The sequence below is a fragment of the Ruthenibacterium sp. genome (genome assembly GCF_017421385.1).
Taxonomy (GTDB): Bacteria; Bacillota; Clostridia; order Oscillospirales; family Ruminococcaceae; genus Ruthenibacterium; species Ruthenibacterium lactatiformans.
This window is the reverse complement of sequence record NZ_JAFOIN010000092.1, coordinates 21856-41246: the sequence shown is the minus strand read 5'-3', so window position 1 is coordinate 41246 and position 19391 is coordinate 21856. Positions and strand designations below refer to the sequence as shown.

Here is a 19391-nt window from a genome sequence, read left to right as displayed (position 1 = left end):
TATGTACACCCTTGGCATTGATACGAGTAATTATGCAACCTCTTTGGCTGTGTTCGACACCGCGGCCGAAGAGGTTGTTTGTGACCGTAAACGTTTTTTACCCGTGAAGCCGGGCGAACTGGGCCTCCGGCAGAGCGACGCCGTGTTTCACCATACGGCTGCGCTTCCGGAGCTGCTGCGGGAGCTGGATGCCGAGTTTCCGTTGCACAGAGTGGACGCCGTCGGCGTTTCGGAGAAACCGCGCCCGGTGGAAGGCTCATATATGCCGTGCTTCCTCACAGGGCTTGCAGTGGCGCAGGGGCTGGCACTGGCGCGCGGCGTCCCTTTGGTGCGCACCACTCATCAACAGGGGCATATCGCCGCCGCTCTGCTCTCCGCAGCGGGGGCGTCGCTTTTCGCACGGCGCGTGCTTGTGTTCCATATTTCGGGCGGAACCACCGAGCTCCTTTTGTGCAGCGGAACGTCTGTCGTGTGCCGGGTGGGCGGCAGCACCGACCTTTATGCCGGCCAGGCGGTGGACCGCATCGGCGTAAAACTGGGCTTTGCGTTCCCGGCAGGGGCGGAGCTTTCCATCCTCGCTTCTGAATGCAGCGAAGAGATAAAGCCAAAGGTAAGCGTAAAAGGTGCGGACTGCAGCTTTTCCGGATTGGAAAACCAGTGCGCCGCACTGCTGGAACGTGGCGCAGCCCCGGCTTACGTTGCGAAATATTGCCTGAGTGCCGTGGGCCAGACGGTACTTCGAATGATCTGTGCCGCACAGGAACAGTATCCCGGCGTGCCGGTGGTATGCGCGGGCGGCGTGATGAGCAGCGATATCATACGCGCTTATGTACAGCGGACGCAGCCGGATATTTATTTCGTACCGGGCCGGTATTCCAGCGACAACGCCATCGGCGTGGCCGTTCTGGCGGCAAAGGAGGTTCAGGCATGGCCAATGTGATCACGGTAACGGCGCTGAACCGTTATGTGAAAACGCTGTTGGAGCGGGACTCTGTTTTAACAGATGTGGCGCTGCGCGGCGAGATATCCAATTTTACGAACCATTATAAGACCGGACATTTTTATTTTTCCCTGAAAGACGAGCAATGCTCTGTCAAAGCAGTTATGTTCCGGCGTGATGCACAGAATCTGGCATTCATGCCGCAGAACGGCATGCGAGTCATCGTGCGGTGCCGGATTTCTCTGTTCGAGCGGGACGGCGCGTTTCAGGTCTATGTGGAAGATATGTTTCCGGACGGTATTGGTGCAATGCAGATGGCATTCGAGCAGCTCAAGGAAAAGCTTGACAAGGAAGGTCTGTTCGCTCCGGAGCACAAGAAGCCCCTGCCTGCAATGCCGAAATGCGTCGGCCTGGTTACCTCCAAAACGGGCGCGGCGTTGCAGGATATCCTCAACGTGACGCAAAGGCGCTATCCGATTGCACGTTTTCTGCTTTATTCTGTAACCGTACAGGGAAACGAGGCTGCTCCGGAGATCGCAAACGCCATTACGCGGCTGGACAAGGGCGGACGTGTGGACGTGATCATCGTTGCGCGGGGCGGCGGCTCACGGGAGGATCTGTGGGTTTTCAACAATGAGAGTATCGCCCGCGCGGCATTTGCCAGCAGTACGCCCGTAGTCTCGGCCGTGGGGCATGAGATCGATTTCTCCATTCTGGATTTTGTGGCGGATCTGCGTGCTCCTACGCCTTCGGCGGCAGCGGAGCTGGTGATGCCGGACATGGAAGCGGAATTGCGGGAGATTCGGCGCAGTTATTCAAATATTTGCAAAGAAATACAAAACCGCCTTCAGTTATGTTATAATAGAGTGCGGGATATAGAGACGGCGCCCCAGCTTGCGGCGGCGCGTTCGCTGCCGCTGGGCCTGCTGCGGGAGCTTTCAGAAAAAGCTGACGCCGCCCGGACTGCCATGCATGGCAAAATGGACGCCGCCAAGGGGCGCGTTGCTCACGCAGCCATGCTCTGCGGTTCGCTCAGTCCATACAGTGTACTGGCGCGCGGTTACAGCATCGCCCGGAAAGCGGGCTCTGTGCTCAAAAGCAGCGCGGACGCTTCGGAGGGCGACAGGGTAGAGGTACAGCTGGCCGCAGGACGGCTGGGCTGCAGGGTGGAAACGATTATTACAGAGGAAGAGCTATGAAAAAAGAAATGACATTTGAAGCGGCGGGCACGGAGCTGGACGCTATCCTTGCGGAGCTTTCCGACTCGGAGACGCCTCTGGACCGCAGCCTTGTGCTGTACGCCAGGGCGGCAGAACTCATCGCCTTTTGCAACGAAACACTGCAAAAGGCGCAGATCACCATTGATGAGATCGACGCAAAAAACGCCGGAAAGCAGGAATAAAGAAGGAGCGTTCTATGGATTACAACGCGCAGTACCAGGCATATTTGAACACGGCCGAGACGGCGCTGGCGCAGCAGGCGGACCGGTGCTTTAACGAACGCTCCCGCGTGTGTGAGGCGGCGCGGTACAGCCTGTTCGGCGGCGGAAAGCGTGTGCGCGCCGTGCTTTGCCTGGCCGTGTGTGATATGCTGGACGGCAACAGAAACGCGGCAGCCTGTTATGCGGCTGGGGTGGAGATGCTGCACTGCTATTCTCTCATCCATGACGACCTTCCTTGCATGGATAATGACGATATGCGCCGAGGGCGTCCGTCGTGCCACAAAGCTTTTGGGGAGGCTACGGCTCTGCTGGCAGGCGACACTCTGCTTACGGCAGCATTCGAAACTCTTTCCGGTTCACCAGGCACTGCCGTCCAGAACACCGCCGCCGTTTGTGCGCTGAGCCGTGCGGCCGGGGCAAACGGTATGGTGTGGGGTCAGGAGCTTGACCTTGCTTTTGAAGAAAAGCCTGCCACGGCTGAAGAATTGCGCGAGGTGCACCGCAACAAGACCGGAATGCTCATCAACGCGGCGGCGCAGCTGGGAGCGGTGGCGGCAAGTGCAGACGATATTCAGCGGCAGGCCATTGCGCGATATGCCTTTTCCGTAGGACTGGTGTTCCAGATCATTGACGATATTTTGGACGTTACGGCGACGGCGCAGCAGTTGGGCAAACCCATTGGCAGCGACGCGGCCAATGGGAAAACGACGTTTGTTACATTGCACGGCGTGGAACGCTCCCGCGGGATTGCGCAGGAATTGACAGACGGGGCCTGTGGCGTCCTACGCGCGGCATTCGGCGGCCGGGCGCAGTTTCTGGAGACCTTAGCGGCCAGCCTGCTGGAACGAAATCAGTAGAAAGGACCAGATCGTAATGCATGTTTTGCAACGGCTTTTTTTCGGGAATTACATCCTGTCCGTCGCTCTGCTCTCCTGGCTGGCGGCGCAGATATGTAAGACGATCATCAACTATATCCTGAGCGGCAAATTTGAAGCGGAGCGCATGTGGGGAGCAGGCGGCATGCCCAGTGCACACTCGGCGCTCGTCTGTTCCATGTTTATGGCCGCAGCAAAAAGCCAGGGCGTCAACTCGCCCATTTTCGCTATTGCATTTATCCTGGCCGCTATCGTAATGTACGACGCCATGGGTGTGCGGCGTGAGACCGGCGAACAGGCCAAGGTACTCAACCGTATGATATCCGACTGGCTGAGCGAAGACGAGGACGCACCTGCCTATCTGGCGCAGAATGGCCGCAAGCTGAAGGAAAAAGTGGGGCACACTCCATTTGAAGTGCTTTCCGGCGCGTTATTGGGAATTTTGATCGCTGTGATCGTCCCCGCACCCTGAAGGCAGTAAAACGATTGATAGAAAGGACGTGAACGGCACGCGCCTTTTAGACACGATCCATTCCCCGGCCGACGTCAAACGGCTGGATTTCGGACAGCTGCAGGAGCTGTGCGCGGAGATCCGCGCGTTTTTGATCGACTCCGTCTCCAAAACCGGAGGGCATCTTTCCTCCAATCTCGGTACCATTGAACTGACGGTTGCGCTGCATAAGGTGTTTGCTACACCCAGCGATAAATTTGTCTGGGACGTGGGACACCAGTGTTATACGCACAAGATCCTTACCGGGCGCAGGGAAGGATTCGACCGGCTTCGCATGCTGGGAGGCATCTCCGGGTTCCCAAGCCCGCGGGAAAGCGAACACGACGCTTTTATCGCGGGACATGGCAATACCTCACTCTCCGCTGCCATCGGCATGGCCCAGGCGAAGAAGCTTCGGCATGAGCCGGGCAAGGTCATTGCCGTCGTGGGAGACGGCGCTTTTACCGGTGGCATGATCTATGAGGGCATGAACAATATCCGTAGCCTGAACAATTTGATCGTCGTGCTCAACGACAACAAAATGTCCATTTCCAAAAACGTCGGTTCGGTGGCGCAGTATCTTACCCAACTGCGCACCAGCCCGCGTTATTTCAAAGCAAAACGGGATGTGGAATCTCTCCTGGACTCCACGCCGGTCGTGGGCGGCGCCATCAAGGCAGGCATCCAAACGGTGAAATCTGCATTTCGGCGTTCGTTGTATCATTCCACAATGTTTGAGGAAATGGGGTTCCAATACGTCGGCCCGGTTGACGGGCACGACGTCAAAGAACTTTCCATGTTGTTTGATGCATACCGGCAGGAGCAAAGCGCGCCGCTGTTCGTTCACGTTTTGACCATAAAGGGGAAAGGCTTTACGCCGGCGGAACAAAATCCCGGCGAATTTCACGGCGTTTCCGCTTTCGATGTAAACCATCTGACGGATCCGGACGTCGCGCCGGACAGCTCTTTTTCCACAGTGTTCGGGCAGCAGTTGGCACAGCTCGCCGGGCAGGACGAACGTATCTGCGCGATCACGGCGGCCATGAAGTACGGCACAGGGCTTCAGTATTTTTATAAGCAGCACAAATCGCGGTTCTTCGATGTGGGCATGGCGGAACAGCACGCCGTCACGTTTGCCGCCGGCCTGGCGGCAAATGGAATGCGGCCCGTTGTTTCAATCTATTCCACATTCCTGCAGCGCGGTTACGACCAGATCATTCACGACGTCAATTTGCAGCGTCTCAGCGTGCTTTTCGCGGTAGACCGCGCCGGCCTTGTGCCCGGTGACGGCGAGACGCATCAGGGTATCTATGACGCCGCGTTTTTCAGTGAGCTCGACAGTTTTCAGATCGTTTCTCCCTGCAATTACGCAGAATTGGCATATTGGCTGGAACGGCTCCTTCTGGAAGACGGCCCGCGTGCGCTGCGTTACCCGCGCGGCGCGGAGGACGAAGCGTTGGCCGCTCTGGACTGCAGCGGCCTGGAATACGACGTGTTTCGTGCGGAAGGTCCCGCGGATGCGGCGCTCGTGACCTATGGCGCACAGGCTAAGGAAGCGTTGGCGGCCGCGAAATTGGCCGCGCAGCAAGGCGTTTGCGTGGATGTGTACAAACTTACAGTGATACATCCTCTGCCGCAGGGGCTTTGTGATGCGCTCGGCGGTTACCGCAGCATCCTGTTTGCAGAGGAGGGCGTGCGGGGCGGCGGTATCGGTGAGCATCTGGCGGCCGCGCTGCTGGAGCGCGGCTGCAACGCGTCTTATCGGCATATCGCCGTGCCGAACAACGGGCTGACGCATGCTTCTGTGGACGAATTGCGCGCCCGCTTTGGGTTGGATGCGGCGTCCCTGGCAGCAGCTATTATGAAGCAAGGAGACGTCAAGTGAAAATTCGATTGGATCAATATCTTTGCCAAAACGGCCTGGCACAGAGCCGGGAGCGTGCAAAAGCGCTCATCATGGCCGGCATTGTGTATGTGGGTGAGGAAAAAAGCGACAAGCCCGGCAATATGGTAGACGAAAATGCACACGTGGAAGTACGGGGCCATGATATCCGATATGTGAGCCGTGGTGGACTGAAGCTGGAAAAGGCGATGCAGGTATTTCCGCTCACCCCGGAGGGAAAGGTTTGCATGGATATCGGCGCGTCCACAGGCGGTTTCACCGACTGCATGCTGCAGAACGGAGCTGTAAAGGTATATGCTGTGGACGTGGGCTACGGACAGCTTGCATGGACGCTGCGCTGCGACAAACGTGTTGTGAATATGGAACGCACCAACATCCGCCATGTGACAGCGGAACAGCTACAGGAGCCAGTCGCTTTTTTCAGCGTGGATGTTTCCTTTATTTCTCTCAAGCATATCTTTCCGGTCGCTGCCGCCATCACCGCGCCGGAGGCGGAAGGTGTCTGCCTTGTAAAGCCGCAGTTTGAGGCCGGGAAGGAAAAGGTTGGGAAGAAAGGTGTCGTGCGCGAAGCTGCTACCCACCGTGAAGTCATTGAAGCGGCGTCCGGCTTTGCCGTTCAGAATGGTTTTTCTGCCGTTGGCCTGGATTTTTCACCCATCAAGGGACCGGAGGGGAACATCGAATTTCTGATGCATGTGCGCAAATGCGTACAGCCTGAAGGCCTGCCGCAGCGTACGATAGAAGCGGTTGTGTCAAAGGCGCATGAATCCCTGTAAAGGTGTGGTTTTGTGACTGTTTTTTTGATCCCAAACCTAAAAAAAGAAAATGCCGTTCCCACGGCGCTTCGTGCGGCAAAAACGCTGCGGGGTGCCGGCGCGCGCGTTTTGCTGTCCGATGCAGTGCGGGAGTATTTTGTCGGAATGGGACAGGAATTTGCGGAGGACGCCAAAGCGTTCGAACTTTGTGATGTGATCGTGACGGTGGGCGGCGATGGCACGATCCTGCACGCCGCACGCCAGAGCCTGGGATATAATAAGCCGCTTCTGGGCATCAACATCGGCCGTATGGGCTTTTTGGCCACCGTCGAAGCCTATGAGATGGAAAAGCTGGAACGCCTGGTGCATGGAGAATATATCCTTGACAGGCGCTCTATCCTTTCTGTTTCCGTGGACGGACAGAATCGGTTCCGCCAAACGGCGCTGAACGATGTGGTCATCTCAAAAAGCGGCATCTCTCAGACGGTCGATGTAGAGATTTTCTGCGACGACATTCTGGTCAACCATTACCAGGGCGACGGCGTGGTCATCGCAACGCCCACGGGTTCTACCGCATATTCGCTTTCTGCGGGCGGCCCGGTGCTGGATGCTCACATTGCAGGACTCGTCGTGACACCCATCTGCGCCCACAGCCTGCACAGTCCGTCCATGGTGTTTTCGGCCGGACGCCGTCTGCGCGTTTCGCTGTCTTCTCCGTTGGGGCCTCATAACGCGCTGCTCAGTTGCGACGGCCGCAGTCCGGAGACGATTTCCTGTCAAGACACAGTGGACGTCGCGCTGTCGGACAAGTACATTTCGCTGATCTGCTTCAACGAGGCGGATCAGTTTGAAGCCATAGACAAAAAGCTGAAAGGACGGTAACACAATGAAAAACGCACGCCACAGCAAAATTTTGGAGCTGATCGGCCAGCATTCTATTGATAAACAGGAAGAACTTCTCGCGCATTTGCGCCGGAGCGGCTTTGAGGTGACGCAGGCCACCGTATCGCGGGATATCCGGGAACTGGGGCTTGTCAAAGTCGCCACCGGGGATGGGCATTACCGCTATGTCGCGGCCTCCGGCGCAGGTAAAAGCGCCCATTCGCCCAGCCGGTTTGAAACAATCTTCCGGGAATCTGTGCTTAAGGCGGATTTCGCGGGCCATTTTGTGCTCGTCAAATGCTATACCGGCATGGCCAATGCCGCCTGCGAAGTGTTTGACGCAATGGTGTGGAACGATGTGGTCGGCACGCTTTCCGGCGACGACACATTCCTTGTCCTGATGCGCTCCGAGGATGCTGCGCGCACTCTCGTGGGTGAGCTTGCGAAATATATTGCGCATTGACGCCGCTCTGCGGAGGTGATTTGCCATGTTGTGCGAAATAAAAATTGAGAATGTCGCCGTCATTGAAAAGGCTGCCGCTGTATTCAGCGACGGCCTCAATGTGTTGTCCGGTGAAACGGGCGCGGGCAAATCCATCCTGATCGATTCAATCAACGCTATTCTGGGGAACCGAACTTCCCGAGAGATCGTGCGCAGCCACACGCCCAAAGCCATGATATGGGCCACGTTCCGCGGAATCGGCGCAAAGACACGCGCCCAGCTTGCGGACGCGGGCTATGAAGCGGAGAACGAGCTGCTTCTCTATCGTGAGATCACGGCAGAGGGGAAAAGCACTTGCCGCATCAACGGCATGCCGGCAACAGCGTCTGTGGTGCGCGACATCTGCAGTGGACTTATCAACATTCATGGCCAGCACGACAATCAGAGCCTGATGAACCCTGCGCGGCATCTGGGTATTCTGGATTCCTTTGCGCAGAACGAGACGGCGCACGATGCTTATTATGTGGTCTACAAAGAGCTTTGCCGCGTCAAAAAGGAAATTGACGCGTTGTCCATGGACGAGACGGAGAAGGAACGCCGCATCGAGACGCTTCGGTTTCAAATTGAAGAGATCGGAGCTGCGGAGCTGCGGCCCGGTGAGGAAGATGAGCTGCTGAACCGCCGGACACTCATCCGCAACGCCCAGACCGTAACGGAACAGTTGAACATTGCTTACGCCGCGCTCAGCGGTGCAGAGGATGCTCCCGGCGCGGGCGAAATGCTGGGCAGTGCCGCCACGGCACTGGAGAGCATCAGCAGTCTTTCTGAGGATTTTGCACCGTTGGCTGAGCAGATGAGCGGGCTTTATTATACGGCCCGGGATGCGGCAAGCGACATTGCCGATATCCTTGCGCGCTGCGAGTTTGACCCGCAGGCGCTGGACGCTGTGGAGGAACGGTTGGATCTTATCTATCGCATGAAGCAGAAATACGGTGGGGATGTGCAGGATATCCTTGCTTATCTGGATGCGGCCACGGCGGAACTGGACGGTATTGAGACAGGCGCGCAAAGGCTGGATGAATTGTACGACCGTCAGGCGGCTTTGTACGATAAAGCAAAAACGCTGGCAGACGCCCTGACGCAGACGCGGCTGGAGGCTTTTGAGCGCTTTAACGCGCAGATCACGGACGCGCTGCGCTTTTTGAACATGCCCGGCATCCGCTTCACGCTGTCACACAAAAAAGGCCCGCTGGCGGGCAGCGGACAGGACTCCGTTGAATTCAACATCTCTACGAACCCGGGCGAAGAGCCCAAGCCGTTGGCAAAGATCGCATCCGGCGGCGAGCTTTCGCGCATCATGCTGGCTGTCAAAAGCGCATTAGCGGATAAAGATGATATCGGCACTGTGATCTACGATGAGATCGACACCGGGGTCTCCGGTCTGGCGGCAGGGCGCATCGGTGAAAAGCTGAAGCAGACGGCGCAGGGCAGACAGGTCATCTGCATCACACATACTGCGCAGATCGCGGCGCAGGCAGATAACCACCTGCTCATCCGAAAAAACGTCAGTGAAGACCGTACTTATACGGAAATAGACGCACTGAGCGGGGAGGGCCGTGTGCAGGAGCTGGCGCGCATGATTTCCGGCGATAAAATTACGGAACTGGCGCTGGCGAATGCCCGGGAAATGCTTCGGATGGCAAAGGCTTGACAGCCGCGCGTATTTTGGCTATACTATAATCCATAAATGCAGCGACGGGAACGAGTACCTGTGAAAGCGCCGGCAAAGAGAACCTCTGTTTGGTGAAAAGGGGAGCGGTGCGCATGGCGAATACATCCCTGAGCAGCGGGCTGAACAAGTGATTCAGTAGGCCTTGCCGGGTGCGCCCGTTAAAGCGCAGTGTGTTACTGGACACACGGAGGCCGGCATCCGCGAGGAGCCGGTGAACAGAGGTGGTACCGCGGATATCCGCCCTCTGCCAAATTTATTTTGGCAGAGGGCTTTTTTGTATGTCTTCTGCCGCAAAACACAGGAGGAAGTTCCATGGAAAACGTATTCGATCTTTTCAAAGAGCGCGGTCTTATCGCGCAGGCCACCGACGAAGCATCCATTCGAGAGCTGTTGGGCAAAGAAAAAATCACTTTCTATACCGGCTTTGACCCTACGGCGGACAGCCTGCACGTGGGCCATTTCATGCAGCTTATCATCATGCGCTACATGCAGCAGGCGGGGCATCGCCCCATTGTCCTGCTGGGCGGCGGTACCACGATGGTGGGTGACCCCACAGGCAAAACAGACATGCGCAAAATGCTCACCCAGGAACAGATCCAGCACAACGCGGACGAATTTAAAAAACAGATGAGCAAATTCATCGATTTTTCCGAGGGCAAGGCCATCATGGCGAACAATGCCGACTGGCTTCTCGGCCTGAACTATGTGGATTTTCTGCGGGAGATCGGCGTGCATTTCTCTGTCAACAAGATGCTCACCGCCGAGTGCGTCAAAACACGTATGGAAAAAGGCATCACGTTCCTGGAATTCAACTATATGCTGATGCAGAGCTATGATTTTCTGCACTTGGCGCGGGAGTACGGCTGCAAAATGCAGTTCGGCGGAAATGACCAGTGGAGCAATATCATCGGCGGCGTGGAGCTGAACCGCCGATGTGATAACCGCGATGTGTACGGCATGACGTTCACGCTTTTGACAACGCGCGAAGGCAAAAAAATGGGTAAGACCGAAAAAGGAGCAGTCTGGCTGGACCCCGAAAAAACAAGCCCGTACGAGTTCTTCCAGTACTGGCGCAACATAGACGATTGTGAGGTGCAAAATTGCCTGAAGCTTCTCACCGGTGTGCCCGTCAAGGAGATCGACGCGATTGACATGGGCAACGCCTCCGACGTGAACAAGGCGAAGGAACTGCTGGCCTATGAGCTGACGAGCCTTGTGCACAGCAAGGAAGACGCCGAAAAAGCCATTGCCACAGCAAAACGCCTTTTCAGCGGTGAAATGGATGCGGAGCATATGCCCGCCACCGTTGTGGACGCGGCGCTTGTGGCGGACGGAAAGGCCTCCGTGCTCGACCTGCTCGTTGCCGCGGGCCTCGCGCCCAGCAAAGGGGAAGCACGGCGCCTGGTGCAGCAGGGCGGCATTTCCGTGGACGGCGAAAAGGTGACGGATGTATCGGCCGCCGTGAACGCCGAAGCGTTGGGAAAAGGCATCGTTATCAAAAAAGGTAAGAAAGTCTATCACCGTATTACACTGTAACCGGAAAACAACCAAAAAACAAGCCGGGATGCTCCGCAGAGGGCGGTCCCGGCTTGTTTTTTAATATGTCCGTTTATGCGGCAAATGCCTGACGCAGCACATTCAGCGCGCTGTCCTCATTTTCCCCGCGTACAAGCAGAGAAATATCCAGATCGGACGTCGTGATGAGCACTACCTCGATGCCCGCATCCCGCAGCGTACGCAGAGCAAGGGCAGCCACGCCGCAGCTTGTCACCATCTCTTCACCAAAAAGATTGATCTTGCTGTATCCGCTGCTGATAAGAGGCGCGCTGCCCGCGCCCGTGCGGTACTCCGAGATGGTCTGCATGGCGGATTCAAAATAAGACGCCGGCATTGTAAAGCTGAAGTCGATGGTAGCGGCACGGGGCGCGCTCTGGCAAATCATGTCTACAACAACGCCTTTTTGCGCAAACGCGGTCAAGGCGTCCGCAAGAGCCGAGGCCGTATCGGCCTCTGTAAAAGTAATCATCATAACGTCCTGCTCACTGGAAATTCTGGTTACGCCGTTCATAGCAATGCCTCCTTATTCAAGTACGAGAAATTCCGGGCTGATGTATTCTGTCAAAAGCTGTGTGATATATTCCTTACTGAAACCGGAAAAGCGTGCGCGCACACCATGAGCAGCAGCAAGTTCTTCCGTGTAATCTCGGTACAGATAGGCGCGCGCATTGGTGTAGTTGGAATCATAATGCATCACCATCGGCACCGCATGAACATTACCCACCGACGCGCTGGCGGAGCCGTCCGGCTGTGTTGTTTTGGTGATATCAAAGGTCAGGATCACACCGACCATGTTGTTTGCGGCAGCCTGTGTGGAAACAAAATTTCCCAGGGAATAGGCAATGGGAACCGTTTTGCCCGTTCCGGCTGCGGTAAGCAGCTCCACGGGCTGGATGACATGCGGGTGCGTGCCAATAATGACATCCGCGCCCCAGTCCGCAATTTTCTGTCCCAGCGCACGCTGGGCGTCGGTGGGAGTATGACTGCCTTCAACACCCCAGTGTACACCCACAACAACGATATCCGCCTGTTGGCGTGCAAGCTCGATCTGCTGCTGGATCACATCCTCCTGGCTGGTATAAATAACATTGGCGGCAGCATCGGAAGGCGTGGGGAGGCCGTTCGTCGTCTCCGTATAGGCCAGATAAGCGATGCGCACGCCCTCCTTTTCCTGGATGGGAATGTTGCCGTAATCCGCTTCGCCTGCGTACAGGCCCGTGGTGACCACGTCGTCCGGCATGTCGTCCCAGAAACGGAGCGTTGCTGCGATACCCTGACTGCCTTTGTCGTAGGAGTGGTTGTTTGACATGGAGATCACACGCCAGCCGACATCATATACCGCCCGCCCCAACGCGCCGGGCGTACAGAAACAGGGATAGGAGGAAGGCGGAAGCTCGTCCGTTACCAGAGTTTCCTGATTGATCCAGTTGATGTCGAAGTCTTTATAAAAAGGCGCGACATTTTCATACAAAGCCGTAAAATCATAACCTTCGCCGCCTGCACGGCTGCGGGCCTGCAGATAAAGACCGTCATGAATCAGGTTGTCGCCTGTGGCGGAAAAGCGCAGCGTCGTCACGGCGGGCTGCGGTTCCGGCTCGGGCTGAGAAACGGAAACGGCGGGCTCGGAGCCCGGAGCGGTGCTGGAAGACGAAAGCTGTCCCGATGCACCGCTTCCGCAAGCGGAGAGCAGCAAGGCCGGCACAAGCACCACGCTCAGCAAGGCTATGTGTTTTTGGTTTCTCTGTTTCATAGATGCATCAGATCCTTCATATTATACATCCCGGCGGGTTTTCCCGCCAGAAACACCGCTGCGTTCAGCGCGCCGTTGGCGAACACCTCTCGGGAACCGGCGCTGTGGGAAATGGTGATGACCTCCTCCGGTCCGGCAAAAATCACCTCGTGCTCGCCCACGATGCTGCCGCCGCGCACAGCGTGAATGCCGATCTCTGTCGGTTCACGTTTGCGCCGCTCGGCGTGCCTGTCATATACATAGTGGTAGGGAACCGGGGACGCGCCGCAAAGCTCATCTGCAATCATCAACGCCGTGCCGCTGGGCGCATCCAGCTTGTTATGGTGATGCTTTTCGATGATCTCTACGTCGAAATCTGTCCCCAGCACAGCGTTGGCCTGTTTGGCAAGCTCGATGAGCAGATTGACGCCCAAAGACATGTTCGCACTCTTGAACACCGCTACGGTTTTTGAAAGCTCACGCAGCGCCTGTTCCTGTCCCTCGCTCAGGCCCGTTGTACATATGACGCAGGGCAGCTTGTGCGCTCTGCAGTATTCAATGGCATTCTGCGTGGCGTCAGGGTTGGAAAAATCGATCAGCACGTCCGCTGGCACGGTGTTTTTCTCCAGTGACGGGAACACCGGAACAGCGCTTGGAAGCTCTTTCGCGTCCACACCAGCCACCACGCGGCAGTCTGTGCGCGCCTCGATCATTGTACACAGCGCGCGGCCCATACGCCCGTGGATGCCCTGGATGATGATATCGGTCATATTCACACTTCCTTTTCAAAGGATGATATAAGTATAACACAACAGCTTACCCGATGGCAAAACCAAAGGTAAGCTGTTGCGAAGCTGGGGCTGCATCAGGTTCGGCCGCAGGTGCAGCCATGCTCCTGGAGAGCAGCCTGTCGATTTGTTTTACGCTTTCAGGAAACCGGCCACACAGAGCGCCGTGCACAGACGTTCCCGGTTCGCTGCGTTCAAAGGAGCAAGCGGCATACGGCATTGTCCCGCGTCATGTCCCAGCAGATTCATCGCTTCCTTTACAGGAATAGGGTTCACGTCGCAGAACAATGCTTCGATCAGTTCCAGAAGCCGAAGCTGCAACGCAAGGCTTTCCGCGTGTTTGCCCTCGAAATAAAGCCGGCAGATATCGTGCGTTTCCCGCGGGGCTACGTTCGCCAGCACAGAGATCACTCCGATGCCGCCCAGAGCCAGCAGGGGAAGGATCTGGTCGTCGTTTCCGGAATAGATGGCCAGTTCGTCGCCGCACAGCGCAACCGTTTTCGCGATGGCGCTCACGTTTCCGCTCGCCTCCTTGGTGGCCACAATGAGCGGATGCTTCGCAAGCTCTGCGTATGTCTCAGGCTGAATATTCATACCTGTGCGCGAAGGCACATTGTAAAGGATCATCGGCAGACCTACGGCGTCCGCCACCGCATTGAAATGCCGTACAAGACCCGCCTGGCTGGTTTTGTTGTAATAGGGCGTCACCTGCAGCAAAGCGTCTGCGCCACGGTTTTTTGCCTCGCGGGAGAGGGCGACGGCGTGGCGCGTATCATTGGAACCTGTGCCGGCGATGACCGGCAGACGACGGTTCACCGTCGCACAGGCAAATTCTATCACATCCAGATGTTCCGTGTCGTTCAGCGCGGAGGCTTCGCCCGTGGTGCCGCAGATGACGATTGCATCTGTGCCGCCCGCAATCTGCTGCTCCAGCAGTTCTTTCAACACCGGATAGTTGACGGAACCGTCCTCCAGCATCGGCGTGATGATGGCCACGCCGGAGCCCTTGAAAATCGTCTGCTTCATGGGGGTATACGCTCACTTTCTTTTAAACGGTTTCTGAATCTCAAAACGGTGGGGAAGACGATCAGCCCATGTACCCCTCCGCCGCCAGCAGCTCCGCCAGCAGCACCGCACCGCCGGCGGCGCCGCGGAGCGTGTTATGTGAAAGGCATACAAATTTGTAATCATATTGCGTGTCGGGGCGCAGACGACCGATGGAAACCGCCATGCCGTTTTCCAGGTTTCGGTCCAGCTTTGTCTGAGGGCGGTCGGCCTCTTCAAAATAGTGCAGGAACTGCTTCGGCGCGCTGGGCAGCTTCAGCTCCTGGGCCGGGCCGGAAAAGGCAGCCCACTTTTCTTTGATTTCATCCATTGTGGGCTTTTTGTCAAAGCTGACGAACACCGCCGCCATGTGGCCGTCTGAGCACGCAACGCGCAGGCACTGGGCAGTAATGGAGGGCTTGTCGGCCGGAACGATCTGTCCGTTTTCAATATGGCCCCACAGCTTGAGCGGCTCTTTCTCGCTTTTTTCCTCTTCACCGCCGATGTATGGAATGCAGTTGTCAACCATTTCGGGCCAGGTCTCAAAGGTCTTGCCTGCACCGGAAATAGCCTGATAGGTGCACACAAGGCATTTGGAAACGCCATAATCCCGCATCAGGGGATGCAGAGCGGGAACATAGCTCTGCAAAGAGCAGTTGGACTTTACGGCAATGAAGCCGCGTTTGGTACCAAGGCGCGCGCGCTGAGCGGAGATAACTTCAATATGCTCCGCGTTGATCTCAGGCACGACCATCGGGACATCCGGCGTAAAACGGTGCGCGCTGTTGTTTGAGACAACAGGGCATTCCGCCTTCGCATAGGCCTCCTCCAGAGCTTTGATCTCGTCCTTTTTCATGTCCACGGCGCAGAACACGAAGTCTACTTTCGCGGCAACGGCGGCAACGTCGGCGGCATCCATCACCACCATTTTTTTCGCTTCTCCGGGCATTGGCGTAGGCATGGCCCACCGTGCGCCCACGGCTTCCTCATACGTTTTTCCGGCGGAACGGGGAGAGGCGGCCAACGCCGCGAGACGGAACCACGGATGATTTTCCAGCAGAGAAACAAACCGCTGCCCAACCATACCTGTTGCGCCAACAACACCGACTTTGTATTCTTTCATTTTTAACAACCCTTTCCCATTGACCTCTTTATCTATTTTATGCGCATGATACAAAAACGATGAACATGCGAATAAAGCCGCAAAAGAAAAAAACCGGCTTGAAAACCGGCAAGAATTGCAATATAATATATAAGATTGCTACCTTCCGCAGCGCAACGCGCCACGACGGACGCGACAGCCGCAAGCCTTTCAGCGTTGCAGCCAGGCGGCGCTTGCCGCGCGCTGCCTTCGGCGGTTTTCCCTTTTGACGCGGCTTAGGATTTTGGCAATCACGATACACGCGTTTACTCTTGAAAACCGCACCTCTGCGGTTTTTATTCTATTTATTGTTTAATATATCATCCACACAACGTGATGTCAATGAAAAGAAGGCCTGAACGATGCAAAAAAGCGACTTTTATTTTGACCTGCCCAAAGAACTGATTGCCCAGGAGCCATGTGAACCACGAGATGCCGCGCGCCTGTTGTGCCTCGGCCGCGCCAGCGGCGAGCTCCGTCATGCTGTATTCCGTGACCTTCCCGGCCTTCTGCAGCCCGGGGACCTGCTGGTCGTCAACAATTCCAAGGTGCTGCCTGCGCGTCTCATTGGGCACAAGGAAGGCACCGGTGCAGTCTGCGAACTGCTTTTGCTGCGGCAGGTGAAAGGCGACGTATGGGAATGCCTGGCCAAACCCGGCAAACGCCTGCATGCGGGTACGCGTATCATCTTCGGTGACGGCACACTGACGGCGGTCGTCCGTGATACAATGGAGGACGGCAACAAGCATGCGGAATTTTTTTACGATACTCCGACGCTGTATGAAAAACTGGACGCCTTCGGGAAAATGCCTCTGCCGCCCTATATCCAAAAGCAGCTGGACGACCAATCCCAGTATCAGACTGTATATGCGAAAGAGCTTGGAAGCGCTGCTGCGCCCACGGCAGGCCTGCATTTCACACCGGAGCTTATGGATACACTGCGAAAAGAAGGCGTCCGCTTTGCCGAGGTAACGCTGCATGTAGGACTCGGCACGTTCCGCCCTGTGAAAGAGGATGATATCCTTGACCACAAAATGCACAGTGAATGGTATTCCGTCAGCGAAGAAACCGCTCGTCTGATTCGGGAAACCAAGGCTGCCGGACGACGTGTGATCGCCGTGGGAACCACAAGCTGCCGCACGCTTGAAGCTGTTGCCACAAAATACGGCGAAGTCCGCGCATGCAGCGGCGATACGGATATTTTCATCTATCCGGGCTACCAATACAAGGCCATCGACGGTCTTATCACCAATTTTCATCTTCCGGAAAGCACGCTCATCATGTTGGTGTCCGCCTTCTGTGGCTACGAAAACACCATGCGCGCTTATCGTGTGGCCGTGGAAGAAAAATACCGCTTTTTCAGCTTTGGAGATGCAATGTACATTGGGTGAGTAAAAAATTCGGTCAGAGAAAAGCTCGCATCTTTTAAATAAGGAAGAAATGCGCTCCCGATCGGCTTCCCGCAGGGCTATCCTGTTTGAACAGGCTTGCGATGAGCGGTGGTGGAAAGAATATGCTGAGGAATTGGAAAAATTCCGCCGGCTGCGCAACACCTGTTGTCATTCCGGCCCGCTGAACTGGCAGCAGGAGAACGAACTCATACAGCTTCTTTTTGCTAAACAGGAGTTTATCAAAACACTGGTTGGCGATGCCTTGTGATGACGTTTGAATGGACATAAAAACATCACTGTAACCAAATGCTGGCGGCCAGCAGACCAACCAGCCCAAGCATCGCTATTTTTCTGTGATGTCTTATAACTGCTTGCAGAATTTCAATTGTATCTTCACGGTTCGGCTCCTTTTTACACAGCATTCCGCGCCGAATTCCGGCGTAGGCTCCGTTCTGTGTATCAGAATAGCCACTGAACCTTTTTTCTGCAAATGCTGAAGCAGTGCCTATTGTCCATGTTGACTTTCGAAGAAAAGCCTGTTATGATAAAAGCAAAGAAAAGCGGTGTGGGGAAGTGTTCCTACACCGCTCATTTTTTGGGGATGCATTTGCCCGTTATAACGGCCCGCCGCATCCGTTTGCAAGCCTGTAACAGAGAGGAACGGTATATCAATGTACAAGCTATTGAAAAACGAAGGTTCCGCCCGCCGCGGAGAATTTTCCACTGTGCACGGAACTGTGCAGACTCCCGCCTTCATGAACGTTGCAACTGCGGCGGCCATCAAGGGAGGTCTCTCCGCGTTCGACCTGAAGGCCAACGACTGTCAGATAATGCTGTGCAACACCTATCATCTGCATCTGCGTCCGGGTGACAAAAACGTAGCCAGACTGGGTGGATTGCATAAGTTCACGCGCTGGGACGGCCCCATCCTCACGGACAGCGGTGGATTCCAGGTGTTCAGCCTGTCGAAGCTGCGCAAGATTACTGAGGAAGGTGTTACGTTCAATTCCCATCTGGACGGCCACCGCATCTTCATGGGGCCTGAGGAGAGCATGCAAATCCAGGCAAACCTCGGTTCCACAATCGCCATGGCGTTTGACGAATGCATGGAAAACCCCGCGGAATACCAGTATGCAAAAGCCTCCTGCGATCGGACGGTTCGCTGGCTGAAGCGCTGTAAAGCAGAACTTTCGCGTCTGAAAGGCGAGGGCCTCGCCGTAAACCCTCATCAGCTTCTGTTCGGCATCAATCAGGGATGCTGTTATGACGACCTGCGCGTCGGCCATATGCAGGAGATCGCAGCGCTCGATTTGGACGGTTATGCCATCGGCGGCCTTGCCGTGGGCGAACCCAAAGAAGAAATGTACCGTGTGATTTCTGTGGTGGAAGAGCACATGCCCAAGGATAAGATCCGCTACCTGATGGGTGTGGGTACGCCCGGCAACATCCTCGAGGGCGTACGGCGCGGAGTGGATCTGTTCGACTGTGTGATGCCCAGCAGAAATGCGCGTCATGGGCATCTGAACACTTGGAAGGGCATCATCAACATCAAAAACGCGAAATACGAACTGGATGAACAGCCGTTGGACGAGGCATGCTCCTGCGAGTGCTGCCGCAATTTCTCCCGCGCGTATCTGCGCCACTTATTCAAGGCTGACGAGATGCTGGGTATGCGGCTGGCCGTGATGCACAACCTTCATTTTTACAACAACCTGATGCTCCGTATCCGCGAAGCACTGGACAACGGTACCTTTGATGCGTTTTACCGCCGTTACGTGAATCTCCTGGACACCCGTATCTGACCACACCGCAAAAAGGTGAACAAACTGCAAAAAAACGGGAAAACACTTGCAACAGCGCGCTTTTTTCGGTATACTTTATGATAACGCTTATAAGGAGGAATATTTTTCAATGAGTGCAGAGACAACCAGTATGCTCGTCACATTCGTCCCGCTGATCGGTATGGTGGTGCTGCTTTATTTCTTTATGATTCGTCCCCAGAAAAAGAAAGAGAAGCAGGCCGCTGATATGCGTAATTCCATCGAAGTGGGCGACGGTATTACCACCATCGGCGGCATTGTTGGCCGCGTTGCCAGCATCAAGGAGGATACCTTTGTGCTGGAGACGGGGTCCGACCGTGTGAAAATGCGCTTCAAACGCTGGGCGATTCAGGACGTCGAGAAGCTTTCGCTGGATACCCCGGCGGACAGCAGCGCCAGCAAATAAATCCGGAATGAACAGACACCTCCATGCATACCTTTTAATAGGAACATGGGGGTGT

Annotated in this window: 20 protein-coding genes, 1 riboswitch and 1 other annotated feature; of the genes, 14 read left to right on the top strand and 6 right to left on the bottom strand. The window is 55.9% G+C overall.

Annotation, left to right across the window (positions count from 1 at the left end; translation table 11 throughout):
* Position 1 precedes the first annotated feature (1 nt).
* From IIY41_RS11180 to tyrS, 11 genes are all read left to right on the top strand, one after another.
* Positions 2-940 carry a tRNA (adenosine(37)-N6)-threonylcarbamoyltransferase complex transferase subunit TsaD gene (locus tag IIY41_RS11180; RefSeq protein WP_117459710.1) on the top strand — a complete coding sequence of 313 codons (939 nt, stop codon included), beginning with the start codon at positions 2-4 and terminating at the stop codon, positions 938-940.
* Complete coding sequence (gene xseA / locus IIY41_RS11175; protein ID WP_119971371.1) at positions 928-2139, top strand: exodeoxyribonuclease VII large subunit; 1212 nt, start codon at positions 928-930, stop codon at positions 2137-2139. Before IIY41_RS11180 ends, xseA begins: the two co-directional genes overlap by 13 nt.
* Entirely contained in the window at positions 2136-2342 is a 207-nt protein-coding gene (gene xseB / locus IIY41_RS11170; protein ID WP_009325720.1) for an exodeoxyribonuclease VII small subunit, read from the top strand. The genes xseA and xseB overlap by 4 nt, the downstream gene beginning before the upstream one ends.
* A gap of 14 nt (positions 2343-2356) precedes the next feature.
* Positions 2357-3238 (top strand): polyprenyl synthetase family protein, encoded by an 882-nt coding sequence (locus tag IIY41_RS11165; RefSeq protein WP_119980629.1) that lies wholly within the window; start codon positions 2357-2359, stop codon positions 3236-3238.
* Between the two features lie 16 nt (positions 3239-3254).
* Positions 3255-3728 carry a divergent PAP2 family protein gene (locus tag IIY41_RS11160; RefSeq protein WP_009325718.1) on the top strand — a complete coding sequence of 158 codons (474 nt, stop codon included), beginning with the start codon at positions 3255-3257 and terminating at the stop codon, positions 3726-3728.
* Positions 3729-3756: 28 nt separating this feature from the next.
* On the top strand, positions 3757-5631 hold the full coding sequence (gene dxs / locus IIY41_RS11155) for a 1-deoxy-D-xylulose-5-phosphate synthase (protein ID WP_009325717.1): 1875 nt from the start codon (positions 3757-3759) through the stop codon (positions 5629-5631).
* Positions 5628-6425 carry a TlyA family RNA methyltransferase gene (locus IIY41_RS11150; RefSeq protein ID WP_009325716.1) on the top strand — a complete coding sequence of 266 codons (798 nt, stop codon included), beginning with the start codon at positions 5628-5630 and terminating at the stop codon, positions 6423-6425. The genes dxs and IIY41_RS11150 overlap by 4 nt, the downstream gene beginning before the upstream one ends.
* A gap of 12 nt (positions 6426-6437) precedes the next feature.
* Positions 6438-7286 (top strand): NAD(+)/NADH kinase, encoded by an 849-nt coding sequence (locus tag IIY41_RS11145; protein ID WP_009325715.1) that lies wholly within the window; start codon positions 6438-6440, stop codon positions 7284-7286.
* Between the two features lie 4 nt (positions 7287-7290).
* Positions 7291-7749: an arginine repressor gene (locus IIY41_RS11140; RefSeq protein WP_009325714.1), complete on the top strand. Its 459-nt coding sequence runs from the start codon at positions 7291-7293 to the stop codon at positions 7747-7749.
* Positions 7750-7774: 25 nt separating this feature from the next.
* On the top strand, positions 7775-9439 hold the full coding sequence (gene recN / locus IIY41_RS11135; RefSeq protein WP_278658980.1) for a DNA repair protein RecN: 1665 nt from the start codon (positions 7775-7777) through the stop codon (positions 9437-9439).
* Between the two features lie 32 nt (positions 9440-9471).
* Positions 9472-9708 (top strand) — a binding site (T-box leader).
* A 64-nt stretch (positions 9709-9772) separates the two neighbouring features.
* Positions 9773-10996 (top strand): tyrosine--tRNA ligase, encoded by a 1224-nt coding sequence (tyrS, locus tag IIY41_RS11130; RefSeq protein ID WP_058722563.1) that lies wholly within the window; start codon positions 9773-9775, stop codon positions 10994-10996.
* Positions 10997-11069: 73 nt separating this feature from the next.
* Here tyrS and IIY41_RS11125 read toward each other — a convergent pair whose 3' ends face one another.
* From IIY41_RS11125 to asd, 5 genes are all read right to left on the bottom strand, one after another.
* Positions 11070-11528, bottom strand: a complete 459-nt coding sequence (locus IIY41_RS11125; RefSeq protein ID WP_050004198.1) for an ACT domain-containing protein — start codon at positions 11526-11528, stop codon at positions 11070-11072.
* Positions 11529-11540: 12 nt separating this feature from the next.
* Complete coding sequence (locus IIY41_RS11120) at positions 11541-12767, bottom strand: CapA family protein (protein ID WP_050004197.1); 1227 nt, start codon at positions 12765-12767, stop codon at positions 11541-11543.
* Positions 12764-13516 (bottom strand): 4-hydroxy-tetrahydrodipicolinate reductase, encoded by a 753-nt coding sequence (gene dapB, locus IIY41_RS11115; RefSeq protein WP_009325709.1) that lies wholly within the window; start codon positions 13514-13516, stop codon positions 12764-12766. Before dapB ends, IIY41_RS11120 begins: the two co-directional genes overlap by 4 nt.
* Before the next feature lie 150 nt (positions 13517-13666).
* Positions 13667-14560 carry a 4-hydroxy-tetrahydrodipicolinate synthase gene (dapA, locus tag IIY41_RS11110; protein WP_287400755.1) on the bottom strand — a complete coding sequence of 298 codons (894 nt, stop codon included), beginning with the start codon at positions 14558-14560 and terminating at the stop codon, positions 13667-13669.
* Between the two features lie 61 nt (positions 14561-14621).
* On the bottom strand, positions 14622-15701 hold the full coding sequence (gene asd, locus IIY41_RS11105) for an aspartate-semialdehyde dehydrogenase (RefSeq protein ID WP_123157680.1): 1080 nt from the start codon (positions 15699-15701) through the stop codon (positions 14622-14624).
* 140 nt (positions 15702-15841) lie between these two features.
* A riboswitch (Lysine riboswitch) is annotated at positions 15842-16017 on the bottom strand.
* Between the two features lie 64 nt (positions 16018-16081).
* Here asd and queA point away from each other — a divergent pair.
* On the top strand, positions 16082-17110 hold the full coding sequence (gene queA / locus IIY41_RS11100; protein ID WP_050004194.1) for a tRNA preQ1(34) S-adenosylmethionine ribosyltransferase-isomerase QueA: 1029 nt from the start codon (positions 16082-16084) through the stop codon (positions 17108-17110).
* 34 nt (positions 17111-17144) lie between these two features.
* Here queA and IIY41_RS11095 read toward each other — a convergent pair whose 3' ends face one another.
* On the bottom strand, positions 17145-17447 hold the full coding sequence (locus IIY41_RS11095; RefSeq protein ID WP_287400753.1) for a hypothetical protein: 303 nt from the start codon (positions 17445-17447) through the stop codon (positions 17145-17147).
* 334 nt (positions 17448-17781) lie between these two features.
* Between IIY41_RS11095 and tgt the strand changes: the two genes are divergently transcribed.
* Together tgt and yajC are read left to right on the top strand one after the other, a co-directional pair.
* The gene (tgt, locus tag IIY41_RS11090) at positions 17782-18912 is read left to right on the top strand and encodes a tRNA guanosine(34) transglycosylase Tgt (protein WP_287400751.1); all 1131 of its coding nucleotides are present in this window, start codon (positions 17782-17784) and stop codon (positions 18910-18912) included.
* Between the two features lie 109 nt (positions 18913-19021).
* The gene (yajC, locus tag IIY41_RS11085; protein ID WP_050004192.1) at positions 19022-19336 is read left to right on the top strand and encodes a preprotein translocase subunit YajC; all 315 of its coding nucleotides are present in this window, start codon (positions 19022-19024) and stop codon (positions 19334-19336) included.
* Positions 19337-19391 lie beyond the last annotated feature (55 nt).